Annotated in this window: 18 protein-coding genes and 1 pseudogene; 10 read left to right on the forward strand and 9 right to left on the reverse strand. The window is 70.1% G+C overall.

What is annotated here, in order from left to right; genetic code table 11:
- Positions 1-12 precede the first annotated feature (12 nt).
- The 4 genes from IG99_RS10795 to IG99_RS10810 all read right to left on the reverse strand — a co-directional run bounded on the left by IG99_RS10795 (position 13) and on the right by IG99_RS10810 (position 4,309).
- Positions 13-1,191 carry an MAB_1171c family putative transporter gene (locus IG99_RS10795; RefSeq protein ID WP_037672165.1) on the reverse strand — a complete coding sequence of 393 codons (1,179 nt, stop codon included), beginning with the start codon at positions 1,189-1,191 and terminating at the stop codon, positions 13-15.
- Between the two features lie 150 nt (positions 1,192-1,341).
- Positions 1,342-2,523: an MAB_1171c family putative transporter gene (locus IG99_RS10800; protein ID WP_037672167.1), complete on the reverse strand. Its 1,182-nt coding sequence runs from the start codon at positions 2,521-2,523 to the stop codon at positions 1,342-1,344.
- Complete coding sequence (locus IG99_RS10805; protein ID WP_394297999.1) at positions 2,520-3,050, reverse strand: toxin; 531 nt, start codon at positions 3,048-3,050, stop codon at positions 2,520-2,522. The genes IG99_RS10800 and IG99_RS10805 overlap by 4 nt, the downstream gene beginning before the upstream one ends.
- 17 nt (positions 3,051-3,067) lie before the next feature.
- The gene (locus tag IG99_RS10810; RefSeq protein WP_037672168.1) at positions 3,068-4,309 is read right to left on the reverse strand and encodes an MAB_1171c family putative transporter; all 1,242 of its coding nucleotides are present in this window, start codon (positions 4,307-4,309) and stop codon (positions 3,068-3,070) included.
- A 262-nt stretch (positions 4,310-4,571) separates the two neighbouring features.
- Here IG99_RS10810 and IG99_RS10815 point away from each other — a divergent pair, with 262 nt between their 5' ends.
- The 6 genes from IG99_RS10815 to IG99_RS10840 all read left to right on the forward strand — a co-directional run bounded on the left by IG99_RS10815 (position 4,572) and on the right by IG99_RS10840 (position 10,640).
- Positions 4,572-5,921, forward strand: a complete 1,350-nt coding sequence (locus IG99_RS10815; RefSeq protein ID WP_037672170.1) for an extracellular solute-binding protein — start codon at positions 4,572-4,574, stop codon at positions 5,919-5,921.
- Positions 5,918-6,856: a carbohydrate ABC transporter permease gene (locus IG99_RS10820; protein ID WP_037672171.1), complete on the forward strand. Its 939-nt coding sequence runs from the start codon at positions 5,918-5,920 to the stop codon at positions 6,854-6,856. Before IG99_RS10815 ends, IG99_RS10820 begins: the two co-directional genes overlap by 4 nt.
- Positions 6,853-7,725: a carbohydrate ABC transporter permease gene (locus IG99_RS10825; protein ID WP_037672173.1), complete on the forward strand. Its 873-nt coding sequence runs from the start codon at positions 6,853-6,855 to the stop codon at positions 7,723-7,725. The genes IG99_RS10820 and IG99_RS10825 overlap by 4 nt, the downstream gene beginning before the upstream one ends.
- A gap of 14 nt (positions 7,726-7,739) precedes the next feature.
- Entirely contained in the window at positions 7,740-8,693 is a 954-nt protein-coding gene (locus IG99_RS10830; protein ID WP_037672175.1) for an arabinan endo-1,5-alpha-L-arabinosidase, read from the forward strand.
- 65 nt (positions 8,694-8,758) lie between these two features.
- Positions 8,759-10,273, forward strand: a complete 1,515-nt coding sequence (gene arfA, locus IG99_RS10835) for an arabinosylfuranosidase ArfA (RefSeq protein WP_037672177.1) — start codon at positions 8,759-8,761, stop codon at positions 10,271-10,273.
- Positions 10,274-10,379: 106 nt separating this feature from the next.
- Positions 10,380-10,640 carry a hypothetical protein gene (locus tag IG99_RS10840; RefSeq protein ID WP_037672178.1) on the forward strand — a complete coding sequence of 87 codons (261 nt, stop codon included), beginning with the start codon at positions 10,380-10,382 and terminating at the stop codon, positions 10,638-10,640.
- Here the strand turns inward: IG99_RS10840 and IG99_RS10845 are convergent, their stop codons facing one another.
- Positions 10,641-13,583 (reverse strand): glycoside hydrolase family 35 protein, encoded by a 2,943-nt coding sequence (locus IG99_RS10845; RefSeq protein WP_037672180.1) that lies wholly within the window; start codon positions 13,581-13,583, stop codon positions 10,641-10,643.
- 70 nt (positions 13,584-13,653) lie between these two features.
- Here IG99_RS10845 and IG99_RS10850 point away from each other — a divergent pair, with 70 nt between their 5' ends.
- Both IG99_RS10850 and IG99_RS10855 read left to right on the forward strand, forming a co-directional pair.
- Complete coding sequence (locus IG99_RS10850; RefSeq protein ID WP_037672181.1) at positions 13,654-14,112, forward strand: RrF2 family transcriptional regulator; 459 nt, start codon at positions 13,654-13,656, stop codon at positions 14,110-14,112.
- 199 nt (positions 14,113-14,311) lie between these two features.
- Positions 14,312-14,962 carry a DUF4360 domain-containing protein gene (locus tag IG99_RS10855; protein ID WP_037672183.1) on the forward strand — a complete coding sequence of 217 codons (651 nt, stop codon included), beginning with the start codon at positions 14,312-14,314 and terminating at the stop codon, positions 14,960-14,962.
- A 62-nt stretch (positions 14,963-15,024) separates the two neighbouring features.
- Here the strand turns inward: IG99_RS10855 and IG99_RS10860 are convergent, their stop codons facing one another.
- Entirely contained in the window at positions 15,025-15,207 is a 183-nt protein-coding gene (locus tag IG99_RS10860; protein WP_037672184.1) for a DUF397 domain-containing protein, read from the reverse strand.
- Positions 15,204-16,025, reverse strand: a complete 822-nt coding sequence (locus IG99_RS10865) for a helix-turn-helix domain-containing protein (RefSeq protein WP_037672185.1) — start codon at positions 16,023-16,025, stop codon at positions 15,204-15,206. Before IG99_RS10865 ends, IG99_RS10860 begins: the two co-directional genes overlap by 4 nt.
- 129 nt (positions 16,026-16,154) lie before the next feature.
- Here IG99_RS10865 and IG99_RS10870 point away from each other — a divergent pair, with 129 nt between their 5' ends.
- On the forward strand, positions 16,155-16,631 hold the full coding sequence (locus IG99_RS10870) for an ATP-binding protein (protein WP_037672187.1): 477 nt from the start codon (positions 16,155-16,157) through the stop codon (positions 16,629-16,631).
- 117 nt (positions 16,632-16,748) lie between these two features.
- Here the strand turns inward: IG99_RS10870 and IG99_RS10875 are convergent, their stop codons facing one another.
- Positions 16,749-17,510: an intradiol ring-cleavage dioxygenase gene (locus tag IG99_RS10875; RefSeq protein ID WP_037672189.1), complete on the reverse strand. Its 762-nt coding sequence runs from the start codon at positions 17,508-17,510 to the stop codon at positions 16,749-16,751.
- A gap of 161 nt (positions 17,511-17,671) precedes the next feature.
- Here IG99_RS10875 and IG99_RS10880 point away from each other — a divergent pair, with 161 nt between their 5' ends.
- The gene (locus tag IG99_RS10880) at positions 17,672-18,688 is read left to right on the forward strand and encodes an arabinan endo-1,5-alpha-L-arabinosidase (protein ID WP_051865153.1); all 1,017 of its coding nucleotides are present in this window, start codon (positions 17,672-17,674) and stop codon (positions 18,686-18,688) included.
- Positions 18,689-18,719: 31 nt separating this feature from the next.
- Here IG99_RS10880 and IG99_RS45215 read toward each other — a convergent pair.
- Positions 18,720-19,050: pseudogene (locus IG99_RS45215) on the reverse strand (histidinol-phosphate aminotransferase family protein); the annotation flags it as partial.

Genomic DNA, 19,050 nt, shown 5'->3' on the forward strand with positions numbered 1-19,050 from the left:
GGCTCCTCGTGTTCAGCCAGGGGTGACATTCACCGTACCTTCACGAACGGCGCCCGCGTGGGTCGACCGCGTGAGCGCCTGTGCCAGCTCGACCAGGCCGCCGGTACCGGAGACTTCGGTGGCGTACAGGCGGTACGTACTGGGCGTGGCCTGCGGTTGCTCCCGGCCTGCGGCGCGGCGCGCGGCGTCGGCCACCATGGCCGCCTCGGCGGCGACCCGGGCCCCGTGCGGGGCGTGCCCCGCACGCAGGGCGGCGTCCAGGGCCTGTTCGCGGACCCGGTCGTCGAAGTACGGGGCGAGCGCCAACAGGGCGTCGTGAATGGACACTTCACGCCAGCGCAGACGCGCCTGCGGAAGCTGCCACCAGGTGCTCGGCGGCTTCGGCGCGGTGGAGGCGAACCGCACCCCGGCCCACAGCGGGGCCAGTCTGCGGTGGTCGTCGAGGCTGTGCCAGTGGACCTGGGCGGCGGGCAGCAGCCGGGGCAGGACGAACCCGGCGGAGAACACCAGCGCGCCGAGCGACGCCATCGGCGGGGCGACGGTGGTGGACAGGGCGTCGAGGTCGTGACCGGACCAACGGGCCACGACGGCCGTGTACTTGGTGAGCTGGAAGCCGCCCACGTCGAGCAGCGCGCCGGCCAGGATCAGCCACAGTCCCGTCCGCAGCAGGCCGGTGACCTCACGGCCCCACTTCACGCACACCACGCACATCGCCAGCATGGCCGCGCTGTGCCCGAGCAGATAGAGCACGATCATCTCGCGCATGTACGGCGTGTTCGCGTAGTACGTGTCGAGGTCGCGCAGCCGCTCCACATGCGCGTCGGCCAGCGTGAACAGCACGACGATGGCGAGGATCAGCGCGCCGTACGCGGCGACGGCCCGCAGCACCAGGCTCCGGATCCGCTCCGGGGAGCCGCCCCGCCAGTGGATCAGCAGGATGAGCAGCGAGCAGCTGTACGCGGAGAGCATCCCGTAGGTCAGCGGCGCACCGAAGTTGGGAATGCCGGTCAGGTCGTTGACGGCGGACAGCGTCAGCGGCGCGGAGCAGACGAACACCACGGCGCCGAGGGTGATCGCCGCGCAGGTGGACACGGTCAGCGGACTCGGGGCGGCGGTGTGCGGCCTGTTGCGCAACAGCACGGCGCAGGCCAGCGCGGAGACGCCGGCCGCCAGATACACGACGAGGCTCATGCCCGGGAACTCCGTTCAGACGATCGTGCGGCAGTGGGGGGAAGGAGGGAGGTGCCGCGGACGGGCCGTGCCGTGCCCGTCGTGGTGGTGCCGGCGTGGGGGTGGGGTGTGGGTGTGGGTGTGGGGGCGGGGGTGTGGCGCGTGCGGGGCTCACGCCGTGCCCGTCGTGGTGGTGCCGGTGTGGGCGCGGGCGGCCGCGACGAGGGGGGACGTGGTCAACGCGTCGGCGATGTGTACGAGAATGGCCGGGCAGGGGGCCCCGTCCCGGAAGCGGTCTGCCTCCTCGAGCGGGGCGAGGGGTCTTTCCCGGTGGCGTTCCTCCACGACGGCCGCGGCGATGACCGCGGCCCACGCGGTGGCCTCGGCCCGCTCGGTGTCCCCGGTCGCCTGCGCCTCGGCCTCCAGGGTCCGCTCGTACAGGGCTGGGTCGAAGAACGTGTCCAGGCTGCTCAGCGCGTTGTGGATGGTGGTCTGCCGCCATACGAGGCGGGTCGTGGGGGAGGCCAGGCGCGGCCGGGGCAGCCGCAGGGCCCGGCGGGTGAGGACCTCGTTCAGCTCCCGCTCCAGCGGTTCCAGACGCACGTAGTCCCGCCGCGTCCGCTGCCGGTCCGTCAGCCGGGGCCCGGCCAGCGGGATCAGGATGCCCGCGACCGTCATCAGGGCGCCGAGTCCGGCGGCGGCCGGCGAGACGGTCGTACCGAGCCCCGACCAGTCCCGGCCGCCCCAGCGGGCGGCCACGGCGGCCAGCTTGGTCACGCTGTACCCGGAGTTGCACAGCGTCCCGACGCCCAGGGTGACCAGGCCCGCGCGCAGCCAGCCGTCCACCTCGCGGGCCCAGCGCAGCGCCGCCACCGTGGTGACGCTGACGGCGGCGAGGTGGCCGACCAGGTACAGCACGATCATCTCGGCGAGGTACGGCGTCGTCGCGTAGTAGGTGTCGAGGTCGGTACGGCGCTCCACGGGCGCGTCGCCCAGGGCGAACATCGTGGCGATGCCGAGCAGCACGAACGCGTACGCCACGACCCAGCGCCGGGTGGTGCGGTGCACGTGCGGTCCGCCGCGCCAGTAGACGATGAGGATCTGGGAGGCGGCGCTGTACGCGGTGATCGACGCGTACGTCAGCGGCGCGGCCAGGTTGGGGATGCCGCTGAGGTCGTTGACGGCGGCGACCGTCGGCTCCGCGCCGAGGAAGAAGCAGACGCCGGCGAGCCCCAGGACCGCGCAGATGGCCCGGAGGTAGGGGTCGCGCCGGTGCCGTACGAGGTCGGGGGCCTTGACCACCAGGCCGAGCCACAGCACGCCACAGCTGACGTAGTTGATCAAGCCGTTCATCTTCGTGTCCCGCGGTAGTTGAGGGCGGCTCCGATGCGCCCGGCGATGTCCTGGGCGCCGTCGCCCGCAGTGGCGTCCGCCTCCAGCCAGGGCCGTAGCCGTCCGCTCATGAGCATGCCGAACCGGTCGGCCTCCTGCTCGTCGGCGAGGCTGAAGTCCGTGCGCGCGGCGACGGGTACGGGGCTGCCGTCGTGGGTCGCCGCCGTCGGGGAGTCCGCACCCTGCTGGTGCATGTGCCACACCTCGTGGCAGAAGATCACGATCTGGTGCCACGCGGCGGCCCGCCGGTCGACGACGACGATGTCGTGCGCCTCGCCCTCCAGCCAGAGCCCACTCGCGGTGTGCGGCGGGAACACTTCCCGGCGCACGACGACCTCACGGCCCCGCCACCGGCTGACGGAGTCGACGAGCGCGTCGAACAGGGCCTCGGGATCCGCCGGCACCGGCACCCGCATGGGTCCGATGAGCACGCCGGCGAGCCGGCGCATCTCCTTTTTCCTGCGCACCGCTTCCATGTTCCAGCCCATGCGTTGCCTCAGTTGCCTCACCTCCGGTGCGGCAGCGGCGAACCGGCCGCCTCCGCCGCGGCGGCCGCCCGGGTGCGTACCGCGTCGATGACCTCGGGCCGGCGCAGGGCCCGGGAGACCGCCCCGATCTCCCGCAGCAGCTCCGTGGTGTCCGGGCCCCCCGGCTCGTCCCCGCCCGCCGCGCGCTCCCGTGACTTTCCGCCGCCGACCGCTTCGACGGCTTCCAGGATGGCCACCGCCGCGGCCAGCGCCTTCGCCCGCGCCGGGCCGTGTCCGAGGTCCAGCGCGGCGGCGTACGAGCGTGCGCGCAGCTCCTCGTCGAGGTGCCGGGCCAGTGGGAGCAGTACGTCGCGGATGAACGTCTCCCTGCGGATCAGGCGCAGTTCGGGCGCGGCGCGCAGCGGAAGGGGCGCGTTGTGGCCGTCGACGGTCCGCATCAGCTGGTAGAGCGGCCGCAGTTCACGGTGGGCGAGCCGCACCCGCCGGCGGTCGTGCAGGTACTGGCCGGCGTGCGGCAGGATGAAGCCGACCGCGATCAGGACGGCCGACAGACAGGCCACGGGCGGGGCCACGTCGGTGCTCAGCCGGTCCAGGTCGTGACCGGTCCAACGGGCCACCACCGCGGTGAGTTTGGCGGCGTCGAAGACCAACTGGGTCGCGTAGCCCAGGCCCAGGAACTTCAGCCCCCAGCGCAGCCAGGCGTCGAGGCCGTCGGTGCGCACCCAGTTCCACAGCAGCCTCGAGGTGATCACCGTGGCCAGGGTGTGCGCGAGCAGATAGAGCAGGATCTCCTCGCGCATGAACGGGGTGTCGGCGTAGTAGGTGTCCAGGTCCCGCAGCCGCTCCACGGGGGTGTCGGCGAGCGCGAACAGTACCCACAGGGCGACGATCACGCCCGAGTACACGGAGATCACCCACCGCATGGCCCGGCGGGTGGCGCCGGAGCGGTCGGACAGGCCGTTGCGCCAGGCGATGATCAGCAGCAGGCAGGAGCCGCAGAAGGCGGTGAGCAGCGAATAGACCCAGGGCGCCGAGATGTTGGGCACGCCGGTGACCCGGTTGGTCCAGGCGATCGTCGAGGGCGTCACGAAGACGAAGACACAGCAGGCGAGGAGCAGCAGTCCGCCGACCGCGCGCAGCAGGGGTTCCTTCCACAGCCGGATGATCGTGGGCAGTTTGATCGCCAGCGCGACGGCGAGGACCCCGGTCGGGATCCAGAAGGAGACGGAGGACTCGCTGATCTCCAGCGCCAGGGTCACGGGCGTCGCTCCCCCCTCCTCGCCGTCCTTCGGCCGCGCGGCAGCCGATCCGAGGTTACGCGTCCTGAACTGTCCGCGTCATGCGATCCGATGGCCATAGTTCAGCCGGAAACCATCGCTCGGTGAACGAAGTTCACGACAGCTGCCTATAGAAAGCGCTCTCATAAGTCCTGTCAAAACCATTGACTCGAACGCCCTTCGATTTTACGGTCCGTTCGAAGTTACGAGCACTTTCCGAAATGTCGAACAGTAAGGGCAGGGAATGGAACGACCCGGCCTCACTCGCAGGCAACTACTCGCCGCCACCGGCGGCTTGGCGGTCGCGGGCAGCTTCGGTTTCGCCGCTCTCGGCACCGGCGCCGACGCACTCGCCTCCAGCGCGGACACCCGCGTTCGCTACTGGAACCTCTTCAGCGGTGGCGACGGCGCCAACATGATCGCGATGCTGGACGCCTTCCGAAAGGCGAACCCCGCCATCGACGTCAAGGACTCCACCCTCCAGTGGGGCAACCCCTTCTACACCAAGCTCGCCATGGCAGCCGCCGGCAACCGCGCCCCCGACCTCGGCGTCATGCACCTCGGCCGGGTCACCGGCTTCTCACCCGGCCGCCTCCTGGACCCCTGGGACGCCGACCTGCTCGCCAAGTACGGCGTACGCGAAGAGGACTTCAACCCCGCGCTGTGGAAGCGCGCCGTCATCGACGGCAAGCTCTACGCCCTCCCGCTCGACATCCACGTCCAACTCTGCTTCTACCGCAAGGACGTACTGAGGAAGGCGGGCCTGCTCGGCGACGACGGCAGGATGATCCCGGTCACCTCCACCGACGAGTGGTTCGACGTCCTGAAGAAGGCCAAGGCGGTCCAGAAGAAGGGGCTCCAGACGATCGGTCTGTGGACCAACGACCAGAACTTCCAGTGGTGGTTCTTCGTCGCCTTCTACACCCAGCTCGGCGGCCGGTGGTTCGACGACGCCAACACCGAGGTCCTCTTCGACACCGACAAGGCCACCCAGGTCCTGGAGTTCCTCCGCAAGCACGTCACCGACGGGTACGTCATCCCCGGCGCCCCCACCGGCGAACAGTTCATCAACGGCGCACCCTTCACCTGGGAGGGCAACTGGTCCGTGCCGGTCTTCTCCGGCGCGAAGCTGGACTACGGCGCGACCCCGCTGCCGCCCGTCTTCGGCAAGCAGGCCACCCACGCCGAGTCGCACGCCTTCGTCCTGCCCCACCAGTCCGGACGCGGCGGCGCCGCCAACGAGGGCGCGCACCAACTCGCCGCCTACGTCGTCAAGCACGCCCTCCAGTGGGCGGCCGGCGGTCACATCCCCGCGTACACGCCGACGCTCTCCACGGCCGCGTACAAGAAGCTCACCCCGCAGAACGAGTACGCGAGCGCCATGGACCACCAGGCCACCGAACCGAAGGTGTGGTTCGCGGGCTCCACGGGCGTGCTCGCCCAGGACCTCGGCCCGGTCGTCGTCTCCTCGACGATGGGCTCCGCCAAGCCGGCGTCGGTGGCCCAGACGATGAAGAAACACCTCACCAAGCTTCTCGCCTCGAAGAACCCGATGGACGGCAGGACCGCCGCGCAGGGAGGTGCGGTCGCATGACGACCAGCGCTCAGACCGTCGTCGCACCGGCACGCGCCAGGACCGCGACCGCGACGGCGACCGTCCGCCGCAGGCAGGGCTTCCAGCACGGGGGCTGGTTCGTCGCCCCGTTCCTGGCACTCTTCGTGCTGTTCGTCATCTGGCCGCTGCTGCGCGGCGTCTACCTCAGCTTCACGGACGCCAACATCTCCGGCGAAGGCGCGAGCTTCGTCGGCCTGGACAACTACCGCGAGGCCCTGCGCGACTCGGCGATGTGGGACGCGCTCGGCCACAGCGCGTACTTCACGCTGCTGGTCGTCCCCTGCATCACGGTCCTCGCCTTCCTGCTCGCGATGCTCGCCCACCACATCGAGCGCGGCAAATGGCTGTGGCGGCTGTGCTTCTTCGTGCCGTTCCTGCTGCCCTCGACGGTCGCGGGCAACCTGTTCCAGTGGCTGTTCACCCAGGGCATCGGCCTGATCAACCACGTCTTCGGATTCGACACACCCTGGCTGACCGACAAGTCGTACGCGATGCTCGCCATCGTCATCGAGACCCTGTGGTGGACGGTCGGCTTCAGCTTCCTGCTCTACCTCGCCGCGCTCCAGGGCATCCCCGACCACCTGTACGAGGCCGCGAAACTGGACGGCGCGAACGCCTGGCACCGCATGGTCCACATCACGCTGCCGATGCTGCGCAACATCACCGGCCTGGTGATCGCACTCCAGATCCTCGCCTCGCTCCAGCTCTTCGACCAGGCCGTCGTGATGATGGACTTCTCGCCCGGACCGGAGCTCAGCACCCGCTCCTTCGTCCAGTACACCCTCGAACAGGGCTTCACCAGCTACCGCGTGGGCTACGCCTCCGCGATGTCCATCATCTTCTTCGTGATCATCGCAGTCGTCGCCCTGTCGCGGATGTGGCTGCTGCGCACCCGTGAGGAGGGCGGCCGATGACCACCGCCGAGACGACCGCACGCACCGCACGCACCAAGTCCCGCAAGCCGTGGACGCCCAGCCAGATCGTCCTCACGCTGATCGGCGTCGCAGTCTCCGCCGTCTTCGTGGCACCGATCGCCGCGGCCCTGCTCACCTCGCTCAAGTCCGAGGCGGAGGCGGCCGAGATCCCGCCGCACTGGCTGCCCGAGGTCTGGACGGCCCAGGCGTGGAAGGCGCTGTGGGAGACCGGCAACATCACCAACTGGTTCATCAACTCCCTGGTGGTGTCGGTCTGCGTCACCACCGTCGTGCTGACGGTCAGCGCCCTCGCCGGATACGGCTTCGCCCGCACCGAGTTCCGCGGCAAGAGCGTGCTCATGGGCATCGTCATGTCGGGCCTGATGATCTCCCCGGCGGTCCTCGGCGTCCCCCTGTTCACCACGGTCCAGCAGATGGGGATGGTCGACACCTACTGGGGCATGATCCTGCCGCAGTGCGCGCCCGCCGCGATGGTCTACATCCTCTACAAGTTCTTCCAGGGCATCCCACGCGAACTGGAGGAGGCCGCCTTCATCGACGGCGCCGGCCGCTGGCGGATCTTCTTCACCATCGTCGTCCCGTTGGCCCGCCCCTCCCTGGCGGCGGTCGGCATCTTCACCTTCATCGCCTCCTGGAACAACTTCCTGTGGCCCTACATGGTGACCAACAACCCCGACCTGATGACCATGCCGAACGGCATCGCGACCGTCATGAACTCCTACGGCATCCAGTGGGCCCAGCTCATGGCCGGCGGCCTCATGGCGGGCCTGCCCCTGATCGTCGTCTTCGTCTTCTTCCAGCGCCAGATCGTGGCGGGCGTGGCCCACACGGGACTGGCGGGACAGTGAGAGCGCGCAGAGCGATGACGGCCGTGGCGGCGGCGGTCCTGTTCGCCTTACTCCCCACTCCCGCCCAGGCAAAGGCGAGTTACCCCGACCCGCTCCCGATCACCGGCCAGCAGATCATTCACGATCCGACCGTGCTGAGGCTGAAGTCCGGCCAGTACGTGGCGTACTCGACCGGCGGTGTGATCGGCGCCCGGCTCTCGAAGGACCTGCGGAACTGGACCGACGCGGGCAACGCCTTCGCCGAGCCGCCGAGTTGGTGGTACGAGTACAACGGCACCGGTGATCCCTGGGCGCCGGACGTGTCGTACCGCGCGGGCCGGTACTGGCTCTACTACGCGGTCTCCTCCTGGGGCACCAACCACTCCGCGATCGGCGTGGCCACGTCCCCCTCCGGCCTCCCCGGCACCTGGACCGACCACGGCAAGGTGCTCAGCTCCGAGACCAGCGATTCCTGGAACGCCATCGACCCGGCGATCGTCCGGGCGGACGGCAGGCTGTGGATGTCGTTCGGCTCGTACTGGACGGGCATCCGCATGGTCGAACTGGACTCGAGGACCGGCAAGGCCCGGCCCGACGCCACCGTCCACCACCTGGCCACCCGTCCGGATGCCCCGTACGCGGTCGAGGGCCCGTCCATCGTGCGGCACGGCCGCTACTACTACCTCTTCGCGTCGTACGACGCCTGTTGTGCGGGAGTGAACTCCACGTACAAGATCAGGGTGGGCAGATCAACGGCGATCACCGGCCCGTACACCGACAGCAAGGGCACACCGCTCCTGGAGGGCGGCGGCGACCTGCTGCTGGCGGGTCACGGGAGGTACGTCGGCACGGGGGGCGAGTCGGTCTTCCGCGCCGGGGGCCAGGACTGGCTGGCCTACCACTACTACGACGCACAGGACTCAGGCACGCCAAAGCTTGGGATCAACCACCTCGGCTGGACAAGAAACGGCTGGCCGATCGTCCTTTAGGGGCGCGGGGAACCGCGCGACAAGCCACGAATCACCTGTAGACGAAATTGAACCGAAAGGCACCCATGAGCACCGCCGCCCGCTTCACGTTGGACCCCGCCTTCAGCATCGGTCAGGTCAACCCCCGCGTCTTCGGCTCCTTCGTGGAACACCTCGGCCGCTGCGTCTACACCGGCATCTTCGAACCGGACCATCCCACCGCCGACGAGGACGGCATCCGCACCGACGTCCTGGACCTCGTCCGGGAACTCGGCGTCACCGCCGTCCGCTACCCAGGCGGCAACTTCGTCTCCGGATACAAGTGGGAGGACTCCGTCGGCCCCGTCGAGGACCGCCCCCGCCGCCTCGACCTCGCCTGGCGCTCCACCGAGACCAACCGCTTCGGCCTCTCCGAGTACATCGCCTTCCTGAAGAAGGTCGGCCCCCAGGCCGAGCCCATGATGGCCCTCAACCTCGGGACCCGGGGCGTCGCCGAAGCCCTCGAACTCCAGGAGTACGCCAACCACCCCGCCGGCACGGCCCTGTCCGACCTCCGTGCCGCGCACGGCGACAAGGACCCCTTCGGCATCAAACTCTGGTGTCTCGGCAACGAGATGGACGGCCCCTGGCAGACCGGGCACAAGACCGCCCAGGAGTACGGCCGGATAGCCGCCGAGACCGCCCGCGCGATGCGCCAGATCGACCCGGGCGTCGAACTCGTCGCCTGCGGCTCCTCCAGCCAGTCCATGCCGACCTTCGCCGCCTGGGAGGCGACGGTCCTGGAGGAGACGTACGACCTCGTCGACCACATCTCCCTGCACGCCTACTACCAGCCCGAGGACGGTGACCTCGACTCCTTCCTGGCCTCCGCCGTCGACATGGAGTCCTTCATCGAGAACGTGGTCGCCACCGCCGACCACATCGGCGCGAAGCTGAAGTCGAAGAAGAAGATCAACCTCTCCTTCGACGAGTGGAACGTCTGGTACATCTCGGAGTGGCACGAGATCGAGAACTCCGGCGCGCGGGACTGGGCGGAGGCCCCGCGTCTCCTGGAGGACAACTACAGCGTCATGGACGCGGTCGTCTTCGGCTCGCTGCTCATCGCCCTGCTGCGGCACGCGGACCGGGTCACCGTCGCCTGCCTCGCCCAGCTCGTCAACGTCATCGCCCCGATCATGACCGAGCCGGGCGGCCCGGCCTGGCGCCAGACGACGTTCTTCCCGTTCGCCCAGGCGTCGAAGTACGGCCGGGGCGAGGTCCTGGACGTCCGCGTGGACTCGCCGACGTACGAGACGAAGAAGTACGGCGAGGCGGACCTCCTGCACGCCACGGCGGTCCGCGCGGAGGACGGTTCGGTCACCGTGTTCGCGGTCAACCGCAGCCGTACCGAGACGCTGCCGCTCGAAGTCGCCCTGAGCGGACTCGACTTGACGAGCGTCGTCGAGCACAGCGTCCTCGCCGACGCCGACCCGGACGCCCGCAACACGCTCGCCGAGCCCGAGCGGGTCGCCCCGCACGCGGCGGAGGGCACGACGCTCCAGGACAGCCGGCTGAGCGCGGTGCTGGAGCCGCTGTCGTGGAACGTGATCCGGCTGGCGTGACGGCGAAGTAAGCGGTCCCTGTTGGCCGCAGACGAAGGGTTGTGTGCCTCCCGCCACGGGAGGCACGCTTGTATGACTATCACCCTTTAATGCGGGAGATCCCCCTATGATCCGTCCGGGTCCGGCCGTCAGATGCGCGGGACGCCTCCTGTGCTGGACCCTCGGCGTCGCCATGCTCGCGGCGGCGACCGAGGAGGTCCTCTCCCCGGCCGCCGGCTGGTGGCGGGCCGCCTGGCCGGTGCCCTGGTACCTCGTCCCCGCGTGGACGCTGCTCTGGGCCGCGCTCCGCGCCTGGGAGAAGCGGGGCCGCGGCCACGGCAGGCCCACCGACGAGGACGTACCGGCCGACTACGACCAGGCGGCCTGACTACCCCACCGGCGTCACCGGCACCCCGCCCGCCGCCGAGCCCAGCAGGGTGAGCCGTACCCGGCCCGGCCCCGCCGGGGTGGTCCCGTCGGACAGCACCGCGAGGGCCAGGGTGTTGGTGTCCCGGGTGCGCAGGACGCCGTTCGGCAGGACGAAGGTGTGCTGCGGGCCCACGTCGTTGATGTACTGGCCCATGTTCCAGCCGTTGAGGAAGATCTGGACGCGGTACGAGCGGCTCGGGTCGTCGTCGAGGACCAGCCCGACCGAGGCGTCGATACCGGGGTCGACGGCGAGCCGGAACTCCGTCCGGTACCAGGTCACCCCCTGCCGCCGTTCCGCCCGCGGCAGCGCGGTCTGCCGCCACTCCCGGTCCGCGTACCCCGGCAGATGCCATCCCGCGCGCTCCCCGTACAGCCCGCCGTTGTTCTGCGGCCCCCGCACGGGGTCGACCCCCGCCTCACCCTGCATCCGCCAAGTGACCTGCGGGGAGCCGCCCTTGAAGGTGACCTCCGTCAGTCCACGCGCCACCTTGTGCGTGTCCAGCGCCTTTCCGTCCTGGTCGTGCTGCATCCGCCGCACGAGCACGGACAGCACATGCGCCCCGCCCGTACGCGGCTTCTCCGGTACGGGCAACACCACCGTGTCCGACCAACTTCCCTGCCGAACCGTGTCGTTGTCCGGGACCGGCATCCGGTGCCCGCCCAGCGGCTCCCCGTCCATCCAGGCCAGCAGCATCCCCTGGGTGCCGGTGCTGTACGCGAGCGACACCTCCTCGACGCCGGTGGCGCCCGTGAAGTGCCCCCGGTACCAGACGTCGCCGTAGTGGAAGCCGTAGTCGTCCGCGAAGAGGACGGGCTGCCCGTCGGGTACGGGGGTCGTGCTGTACGAGGCCGTCCGGTCGGCGACCTGCCAGCGGGAGTCGTCGAAGCCGGGCGCGGACTCGGGGTTCTCGGCCCGGAACCGCCACCCGCCGAGCACGGGCAGCGTCACCGCCCCCACACCGGCCAGCCGCCGCTCGCCGAGCAGGCTGCCCGTCGGCGTGGCCCGCATCGCCAGGTCGGCGCCGTTCCACGAGACCTGCCTCAGCCCGCCCGGCGCCCAGACCTCCAGGTCGACGGCCCCGGCCGTGTCCCCGGTGAGGCGCAGGGTGGTGCCGCTCGATCCGGCGGTGCGCAGCAGGGCCGGGCCGTACACCAGGACCGGCCCGGCCGGTGTGTCCCGGGGCCACAGTCGTACGGAGGTGTCGTCGTCGGCGAACAGCAGCAGAAGGGGCGTGCCGACCTCGCCGCCCACCACCGACACCCGTGTCAGACCGCCGAGTTCGGCGTCGACGCGCAGGGCGCCCGAGGTGTACGTGTACGTGGCCTTGCCTTCCAGCACGGTCACCGCCGGCTCGCTCGCGCACTCCAGCACGGTCCGCGTCGTCTCACCCGCCCGCCCGGTGAACACGGCGATGTCCTGCTGTCCGACGGTGAGGGCCAGCATGGGCTGGGCGGTGGAGTAGCGCAGGGTGCGGTGCCCGAGGGTGAGCCCGGTGGCGAGGAGGCGGGCGTCACGGCCGGGGACGGTGACCCTGAGGTCGGTCCCGGCGGCCTTCAGCGCCGAGGTGACGGAGTCGGTCCCGTCGTTGCGCAGGACGTAGACGTGCGCGCCGGTGTCGGCGTTGGTGAGGTGGTACACGCGCAGCCCGTCCGCCTGGACGTCCGCCGCCCGGTCCAGCTTGGCGAAGTCCGGCACGTGCTGGAGCAGATGCCCGAACTGGTGCATCGGCACCAGCTTGGCCGTCGGGTTGCGCCCCTCGTCGAACGCCGCCCCGTAGTCGTACGACGTGTAGACGACCGGCGCGGGCAGCCAGCCCCACGACGTCCCGCCGAAGGTCATGTAGACGTTGTGGAGCGTGATCCCGTTGGCGAGGTTGGTCAGGTAGAAGCGCCGCTCGTACGCCGCGTCCCGGGTCCGCCGGGACTCCGCGTACCCCTTCCCCTTGAACCACACCCCGCCCCACGGATCGAACCACCCGCCCCCGAACTCGGGTACGAACCCGGGCGTCTCGGGACTGGCGGTGGCCCCGCCCGTCAGCCCACCGCTCCCGAAGTGCCCCCAGTCCGGCGGCGCCTGGGACGGCGACGGATACCCGTCGAACCCGTACAGCCAACGCCCCCGCTCCCCACCGGTGTCGAACGACCCCGGCACCCAATGGCCATTGCGGCCCTTGTCGTTGTGGAAGAGGGGCACGTCGATGCCGTCGGCGCGCACCTTTTGGTACAGATGGGCCATGTAGTCGCGCCCGGCCGGCTCGGTGACGTGGGAGTCGTACTCGTTCTCGATCTGGTAGAGCAGGATCGTGCCGCCGCCGTCGCTGTACAGGCGCCGGGAGGCGATCCGGTTCACCGCGGTCAGCCACTGGTCGACGTGGGAGAGGTAGGTGGGGTCGGCGGTCCGGGCCGTGCCCTTGGTGACCGTCAGCCAGCCGGGGAAGCCGCCGCCGTCGATCTCGGCGTTGATGTAGGGCCCCGGCCGAAGAATGACGTAGAGCCCGGTCTCGGCGGCCGTCCGCAGGAACAGGTCGAGATCGCGGACGCCGGTGAAGTCGTACCGGCCGGGGGCGGGGGAGTGGTAGTTCCAGGAGACGTAGACGCTGACCGCGTTGTAGCCGTGCGCCCGCATCTTCTGGAGCACGTCCCGCCACAGGGAGGGGCTGGGCAGCCGGAAGGGGTGCATCTCGCCGGACCACACGACCAGCCGGCGGCCGTCGACGAGCAGGGAGTAGCGGTCGAAGGCGACCGTGTGCCGCTTCCCGTCGGCGTCGGGGGGCGCGGGCGCCGGTCCGGTGGGCACGGGGTGCGCGGCGTGGGCGTCGGTGGCACCGCCGCTGCCGCCCAGCGCCAGGCCGAGGGCGGCGGTGCCCGCGAGGGCGCTGAAGGTACGTCTGCTGAGCTCCACGGGGGCCTCCCGAGCCCGGGGTCCGTTGTGCGGGGCCATTGTGCACAGCGGGACACCCCACAATGGGGACATGAGGATCTCGGCACGTGCGGATTACGCGGTACGGGCGGTTCTGGAGCTCGCCGTGCGGCAGGGCGGCGACCCCGTGAAGGCGGAGTCGATCGCCGAGACGCAGGACATCCCGCACAAGTTCCTGGAGGGGATCCTCGGGGACCTGCGGCGCGGCGGGCTCGTCGAGAGCAGGCGCGGCGGGGGCGGCGGCTACCGGCTCGCCCGCGACCCCGCGACGATCACCGTCGCGGACGTGATCAGGACGGTCGACGGCCCGATCGTCTCCGTACGCGGTGAACGCCCGACCGGCCTGACCTACACGGGCACGGCCGAGCCCCTCCTCCCCCTGTGGATCGCGCTGAGGGCCAATGTGCGGCGCATCCTGGAGGGCGTCACGATCGCCGACATCGCGGCGGACGCCCTGCCGGAGCCGGTCCAGCGGCTGGCGGAGGAGCCGGCGGCCTGGGAGAACCCGTAGGGCGGAACCGTACGGCGCGGGTGGGTGTGTGAACGGGCCGGGGTGAATGGCCGGAGTTCGACCTGGCCGGTTCACGGGGGTCTCCCTACGATTCGATCGCCTCGCTCCTTCACAGCAACTTCATTCATTCTTCACAGAGTTGCTGTGGGGTCGCGCGGGCGCATCCACCCCCCACCGATCCGAACGAAGGGGAGAGACCATGGCAAGTGGGCTGCTCCTGGGCGGCGCGGTCGCCGCTCTCGTCACCGCCGCGGTACCCGCGCACAACCCGTCCACCGGGTTCGTCGACCCGCCCCCGGACAAGATCGTCATCAAGGTCGCCACGGTGAACGGCTCCGGCTGTCCGGCAGGCACGGCGGCGGTCGCCGTCTCCGAGGACAACACCGCGTTCACGGTCACGTACAGCGACTACCTCGCCCAGGTCGGCGGCAACTCCGACCCCACGGCGTTCCGCAAGAACTGCCAGCTCAGCCTGATCGTCCACGTCCCGCAGGGCTTCACCTACGCCATCGCCAGCGCGGACTACCGGGGCTTCGCCTCGCTCCAGTCGGGCGCGAGCGCCGTGCAGCGGGCCTCGTACTACTTCCAGGGCTCTTCCAGCACGGTCTTCAAGAACCACCCGTTCTCCGGCGCCCTCAACGACAACTGGCAGGCGACCGACACCACGGACTGGGCCCAGCTCGTCTACGCCCCCTGCGGCGTCCAGCGCAACTTCAACATCAACACCGAGCTGCGCGTCAACGCCGGCACGTCCTCCCCGAGCAAGGTCAGCTTCATGACCATGGACTCGACCGACGGTGACATCAGCACGACCTACCACATGGCCTGGAAGGAATGCCCGGCCAAGTAGGGCGGGGGGCGACCTTCACTCCGGCGCTTTGCGGTTGGCGTGGGTGAGGGTCGCCCCGACGGTCACGTCGTGACAGAGGTGAGGAAGTCGGCCCAGACGGTGGGGGAGAGGGCGAGCTGTGGGCCCTGGGTGTTCTTGGAGTCGCGGACGTGGATGGTGTCGGGGCGGGTGGCGACCTCGACGCAGTCGCCGTCACCGCTGCTGCTGTAGCTGCTCTTGAACCAAGTCAGTTCGCTGGTGCTCATAGGCTTCCTCGCATCCGCTGCAGCAGGCTCAAGGAGTCCGGGAGGGTGAGAGCCTGTGAACGCATCCTGGCATATCGCCTTTGGAGGACGCTGACCTCTTTCGGGTCAGAGACGAGCAGGCCGCCGCGCTGCCCTTCGTTGTACGCGTACCACCGTGCCTCGGGGGTCTCCAACAACTGGATGGGTCCCGCCAGCCCCGCGTGCGACTCCCGCACCAGCGGCATGACCTGGATCTCGATGTTTCGCAGCTCGGCCATTTCCAGCACGTGACCGATGAGCTCTCGAGTGACTTTCTCCCCGCCCGTCCGCCGCAGAAACAGCTGCTCTTCGAGGATGAAGCTGAACGCCGTGTTCGGTCGGTCAAGCAGCAGTCGCTTCCTCTCGGCCCGGGCGGCCCATTGTGCCTCGATCTGTTCATCCCCCAGCGGCGGCAACTGGTCGACGAACAACTGGCGCGCATACGCCTCCGTCTGCAACAACCCCGGAATCAGCCGACACTCGTACGTGTACAGCGTGATCGCCAACGCCTCCAACCCCGCACACCGCCGAAACCAAGCCGCCAACCCCGGCTGGCGCGCCAGATGCTCTGCCGCCCGCCGCAGCGCCCCCGTGTTCCCCAGCGCCTGCTCCGCCCGCTCCACGAACGCTGGATCCGGCATCCGTCTCCCCAGCTCCACCGACGCCACCGTGTGCTTGGAGAAGCGGACCAGCTCGGCGAACTCCTCCCTGCTCAGCCCCGCGTGTTCGCGCAACGCCTGGACGACCGCCCCGAACGTCCGCAAGCTGTCTGAGGAATCCGGCTCACCATCGACCACCATTTGGCCACCTCCCGCGCGACATGGTCACGCACAGTCACCAATACTGTCCAGTCCGTAGCCGCGTACGCTGCACCTCCGTACGCGGTGCGCCCTTGGTGAAGTGCGAGTCAGGCCCGTCAGATTGGCCGCATGACTGCACCTCCCTCCCCCCAGCACCCGGTTACCGTACGTGTGTTCACCCAGCGTCTCAGCGCCACCCCGCGCGGCGCCCGTCTCGCCCGGTACCTCGTTCTGAACCAGCTTCACTCCTGGGGGATCCCGCACGGCACCGAGACCTCCGACGCGCTCGGGCTGATCGTCGCCGAGCTGGCCGCGAACGCGGTGACACACGGGCGCGTGCCCGGGCGGGACTTCGAGTTGCGGCTCTCCCTCGTCCCCGGCAGTGTCCGCGTCGAGGTCACCGACACCCGTACCGGACCGCTTCCGCCCGCACCCGGCACCGTACGACCGCCCCAGCCGCTGGACGAGACGGGGCATGGGCTCGTGCTCGTGGACGCGCTCGCCGACCGGTGGGAGGTGCTGGACCGGGAGCCGCCGCCCGGGAAGACCGTGCGGGCGGAAATCGACCTGCGCGGCGCTCAGGGGCCCGCGACCGCCAGGACGTAGAAGCGGGTCGTCTGGCGGCCGCTGTTGTTGTCGTCCGTGACCGGGCGGGGGCCCTGGGGAACCGCGGTTGCCGGCGTACGGTCACCCAGGGCACCTTGGAGCGGGTGTTGCCTCGGTTCAGCTTCTTTCGACCCCCAGCGTGAGCGTGCTGGCGTAGCCCGCCGACGTCGTGCTGCCCAGGGCCGTCAGGGTGAGGAGGCCGGATGCGGCGCCTCCGTCGTCGTAGATGGAGTCCTGGGCGAGGGTGGTGCGGGTGACCGTGTTGGTCGAGTACGGCGACACCGTGGCGACGCGGCGCGTGATCGCCTCGTCGAAGAAGAGCTGGCCGGTGTGGAGTTCCTGGCCGCCGGTGAAGGAGCCGTCGGAGGTCAGGGTGACGTTGGTGTGCACCTTGACGTGGATGTGGATGCAGCGGCCGCGGTACCAGCCGGGGTAGACCGTGGTGATGTTGGCGACGCCACGGGTGTTGGTGAGGACGCCGCCGCGCAGGAACGTGCCGTTGTCGGGCTCGTTGTGGCCGTTGTTGCCGACGAAGCCGGAGTACTCGCCGAGCGCGTCCGCGTGCCAGATCTCCACGAGTGCGTTGCTGAGCGGGGCGCAGGTGTCGTCGTCGACGACGGTGAGGGCGAGCTTGAGCGGGATGCCCGCCTTGCCTTCGGTGATGTCGGGGCGGACGAGCTGCCCGTCGAGGTAGTAGGGGCCTTCGGTCATCTCCCTGGTGAGGGTGCAGACGGCGGCCGCGGCGACGGGGGCGGTCGCTCCGGTGGTGGGTGCCTCGGGCGCGGCGGCGCCCACGGCGAGGGTGGCTGCGGTGGCGCCCGTGGCGATCAGCACGGTACGGCGCGCGACGTTGCTGCGAACTTCCGGGTTGTCTGTCATGGACACGGCACCTTAGGGATCGATGCTGTCCACGGGCTGTCAGTTCGGCAAAGTGACGCCTCGTCAAGTCGGGTGTTGAGACAGCAGTCGGTGTGCGTGAACCGTTGACGCGCAAGTGATTCGATTCTAGGTTCCGTCCGAATCTGCGATCACCGGACGAGATGTCGACCATCCCCCACACGTCATGGAGGCCCCGCGTGAGCCGCACCACCCCCCTCCGCCGCCGCACCGCACTCCTCGCCCTGCCCGCAGCCCTGCTGCTCGCACTGGTCCCGAGCACCGCGTCGGCGTACCCGAACCCCGGCCGGGTCACCGGATCCACCGTCGTCCACGACCCGACGATGATCCGCACGTCCGACGGCCGCTACCTGCTGTACGCCACCGGAGGCGGCCTGTCCTACCGCACCTCCACCGACCGGACCGCGTTCAGCGCCGGCGGCGACGCCTTCTCGACGAAGCCGGGCTGGTGGTCGTCGTACGGCGCGACCGAGGCGTGGGCGCCGGACATCTCGTACCAGGGCGGCAAGTACCTGATGTATTACGCCGTCTCGACCTTCGGCTCGAACAGGTCCGCCATCGGGCTGGCGACCTCCACGACCGGCCTGCCCGGCTCCTGGACGGACCAGGGCACCGTCTACTCCTCCACCACCGCCAGCGACTACAACGCCATCGACCCCAACCTCTTCGTCGACGGCGACGGCAAGTGGTGGCTGTCGTTCGGGAGTTGGTGGACCGGCCTGAAGATGATCCAGATCAACCCGTCCACCGGGAAGCAGCTCTCCTCCAACACGACCCGGTACTCGCTCGCCTCCCGGCCGACCGGGACCAAGGCAGTCGAGGCGCCGTACATCGTCAAACGGGGCGGCTACTACTACCTCTTCGCCTCGTACGACACCTGCTGCGCCGGCACCGGCTCCACCTACAAGGTCAAGGTCGGCCGCGCCACCAGCGTCACCGGGCCGTACTACGACAAGAACGGCGTCGCGCTCATGAACAACGGCGGCACCCCCGTGCTGGAGTCGCACGGGCGGTACATCGGCCCCGGCGGACAATCGATCATGAAGGACACCGACGGGGACCTGATCGTCTACCACTACTACGACGGCAACGACAACGGCACGCCCAAGCTGGGCATCAATCTCCTGAACTGGAGCAGCGGCTGGCCCGTCGCCTACTGACCCGCACCCCGGTGTGAGGCGCGCGCAGTCTTCAGCCCGCCTGGCCCATGCCCGCCGCGTTCGGCCAGCTCTGGGCGTTGGGCCAGCCGGTGGCGGGGGCCGTGGTCAGGCCGCCCGGCATGCCCGTCGTGCCGCGTACCTGTGCTGCGGTGAGGCCGCCCCGGGCGGGGACCCCGGGCGGGGTGGGGCCCATGGGCGGGGTCATCGCGGCCGCGGCCGGGGCGGGCGCCGCCGCGGGGACGGGGGACGCGGGCGGGATCGGGGAGGCGGGCGGGACCGGCGTGGGGAAGGGAGTGGCGGCGGCCGGAGCCGGGGCCGGGGCGGGCGCGGCGGGCGGGAAAGAGCCGGCAGCCGGGAAAGGG

The sequence above is a fragment of the Streptomyces griseus subsp. griseus genome (assembly GCF_000720255.1).
GTDB lineage: Bacteria > Actinomycetota > Actinomycetes > Streptomycetales > Streptomycetaceae > Streptomyces > Streptomyces griseus_I.

Excerpts from the sequence above, each read along its gene's own strand:
- IG99_RS10795 (WP_037672165.1), bottom strand. The coding sequence starts at position 1,191 with ATGAGCCTCGTCGTGTATCTGGCGGCCGGCGTCTCCGCGCTGGCCTGC.
- IG99_RS10800 (WP_037672167.1), bottom strand. The coding sequence starts at position 2,523 with ATGAACGGCTTGATCAACTACGTCAGCTGTGGCGTGCTGTGGCTCGGC.
- IG99_RS10805 (WP_394297999.1), bottom strand. The coding sequence starts at position 3,050 with ATGGGCTGGAACATGGAAGCGGTGCGCAGGAAAAAGGAGATGCGCCGG.
- IG99_RS10815 (WP_037672170.1), top strand. The coding sequence starts at position 4,572 with ATGGAACGACCCGGCCTCACTCGCAGGCAACTACTCGCCGCCACCGGC.
- IG99_RS10820 (WP_037672171.1), top strand. The coding sequence starts at position 5,918 with ATGACGACCAGCGCTCAGACCGTCGTCGCACCGGCACGCGCCAGGACC.
- IG99_RS10825 (WP_037672173.1), top strand. The coding sequence starts at position 6,853 with ATGACCACCGCCGAGACGACCGCACGCACCGCACGCACCAAGTCCCGC.
- IG99_RS10830 (WP_037672175.1), top strand. The coding sequence starts at position 7,740 with ATGACGGCCGTGGCGGCGGCGGTCCTGTTCGCCTTACTCCCCACTCCC.
- arfA (WP_037672177.1), top strand. The coding sequence starts at position 8,759 with ATGAGCACCGCCGCCCGCTTCACGTTGGACCCCGCCTTCAGCATCGGT.
- IG99_RS10840 (WP_037672178.1), top strand. The coding sequence starts at position 10,380 with ATGATCCGTCCGGGTCCGGCCGTCAGATGCGCGGGACGCCTCCTGTGC.
- IG99_RS10850 (WP_037672181.1), top strand. The coding sequence starts at position 13,654 with ATGAGGATCTCGGCACGTGCGGATTACGCGGTACGGGCGGTTCTGGAG.
- IG99_RS10855 (WP_037672183.1), top strand. The coding sequence starts at position 14,312 with ATGGCAAGTGGGCTGCTCCTGGGCGGCGCGGTCGCCGCTCTCGTCACC.
- IG99_RS10860 (WP_037672184.1), bottom strand. The coding sequence starts at position 15,207 with ATGAGCACCAGCGAACTGACTTGGTTCAAGAGCAGCTACAGCAGCAGC.
- IG99_RS10865 (WP_037672185.1), bottom strand. The coding sequence starts at position 16,025 with ATGGTGGTCGATGGTGAGCCGGATTCCTCAGACAGCTTGCGGACGTTC.
- IG99_RS10870 (WP_037672187.1), top strand. The coding sequence starts at position 16,155 with ATGACTGCACCTCCCTCCCCCCAGCACCCGGTTACCGTACGTGTGTTC.
- IG99_RS10875 (WP_037672189.1), bottom strand. The coding sequence starts at position 17,510 with ATGACAGACAACCCGGAAGTTCGCAGCAACGTCGCGCGCCGTACCGTG.
- IG99_RS10880 (WP_051865153.1), top strand. The coding sequence starts at position 17,672 with ATGTCGACCATCCCCCACACGTCATGGAGGCCCCGCGTGAGCCGCACC.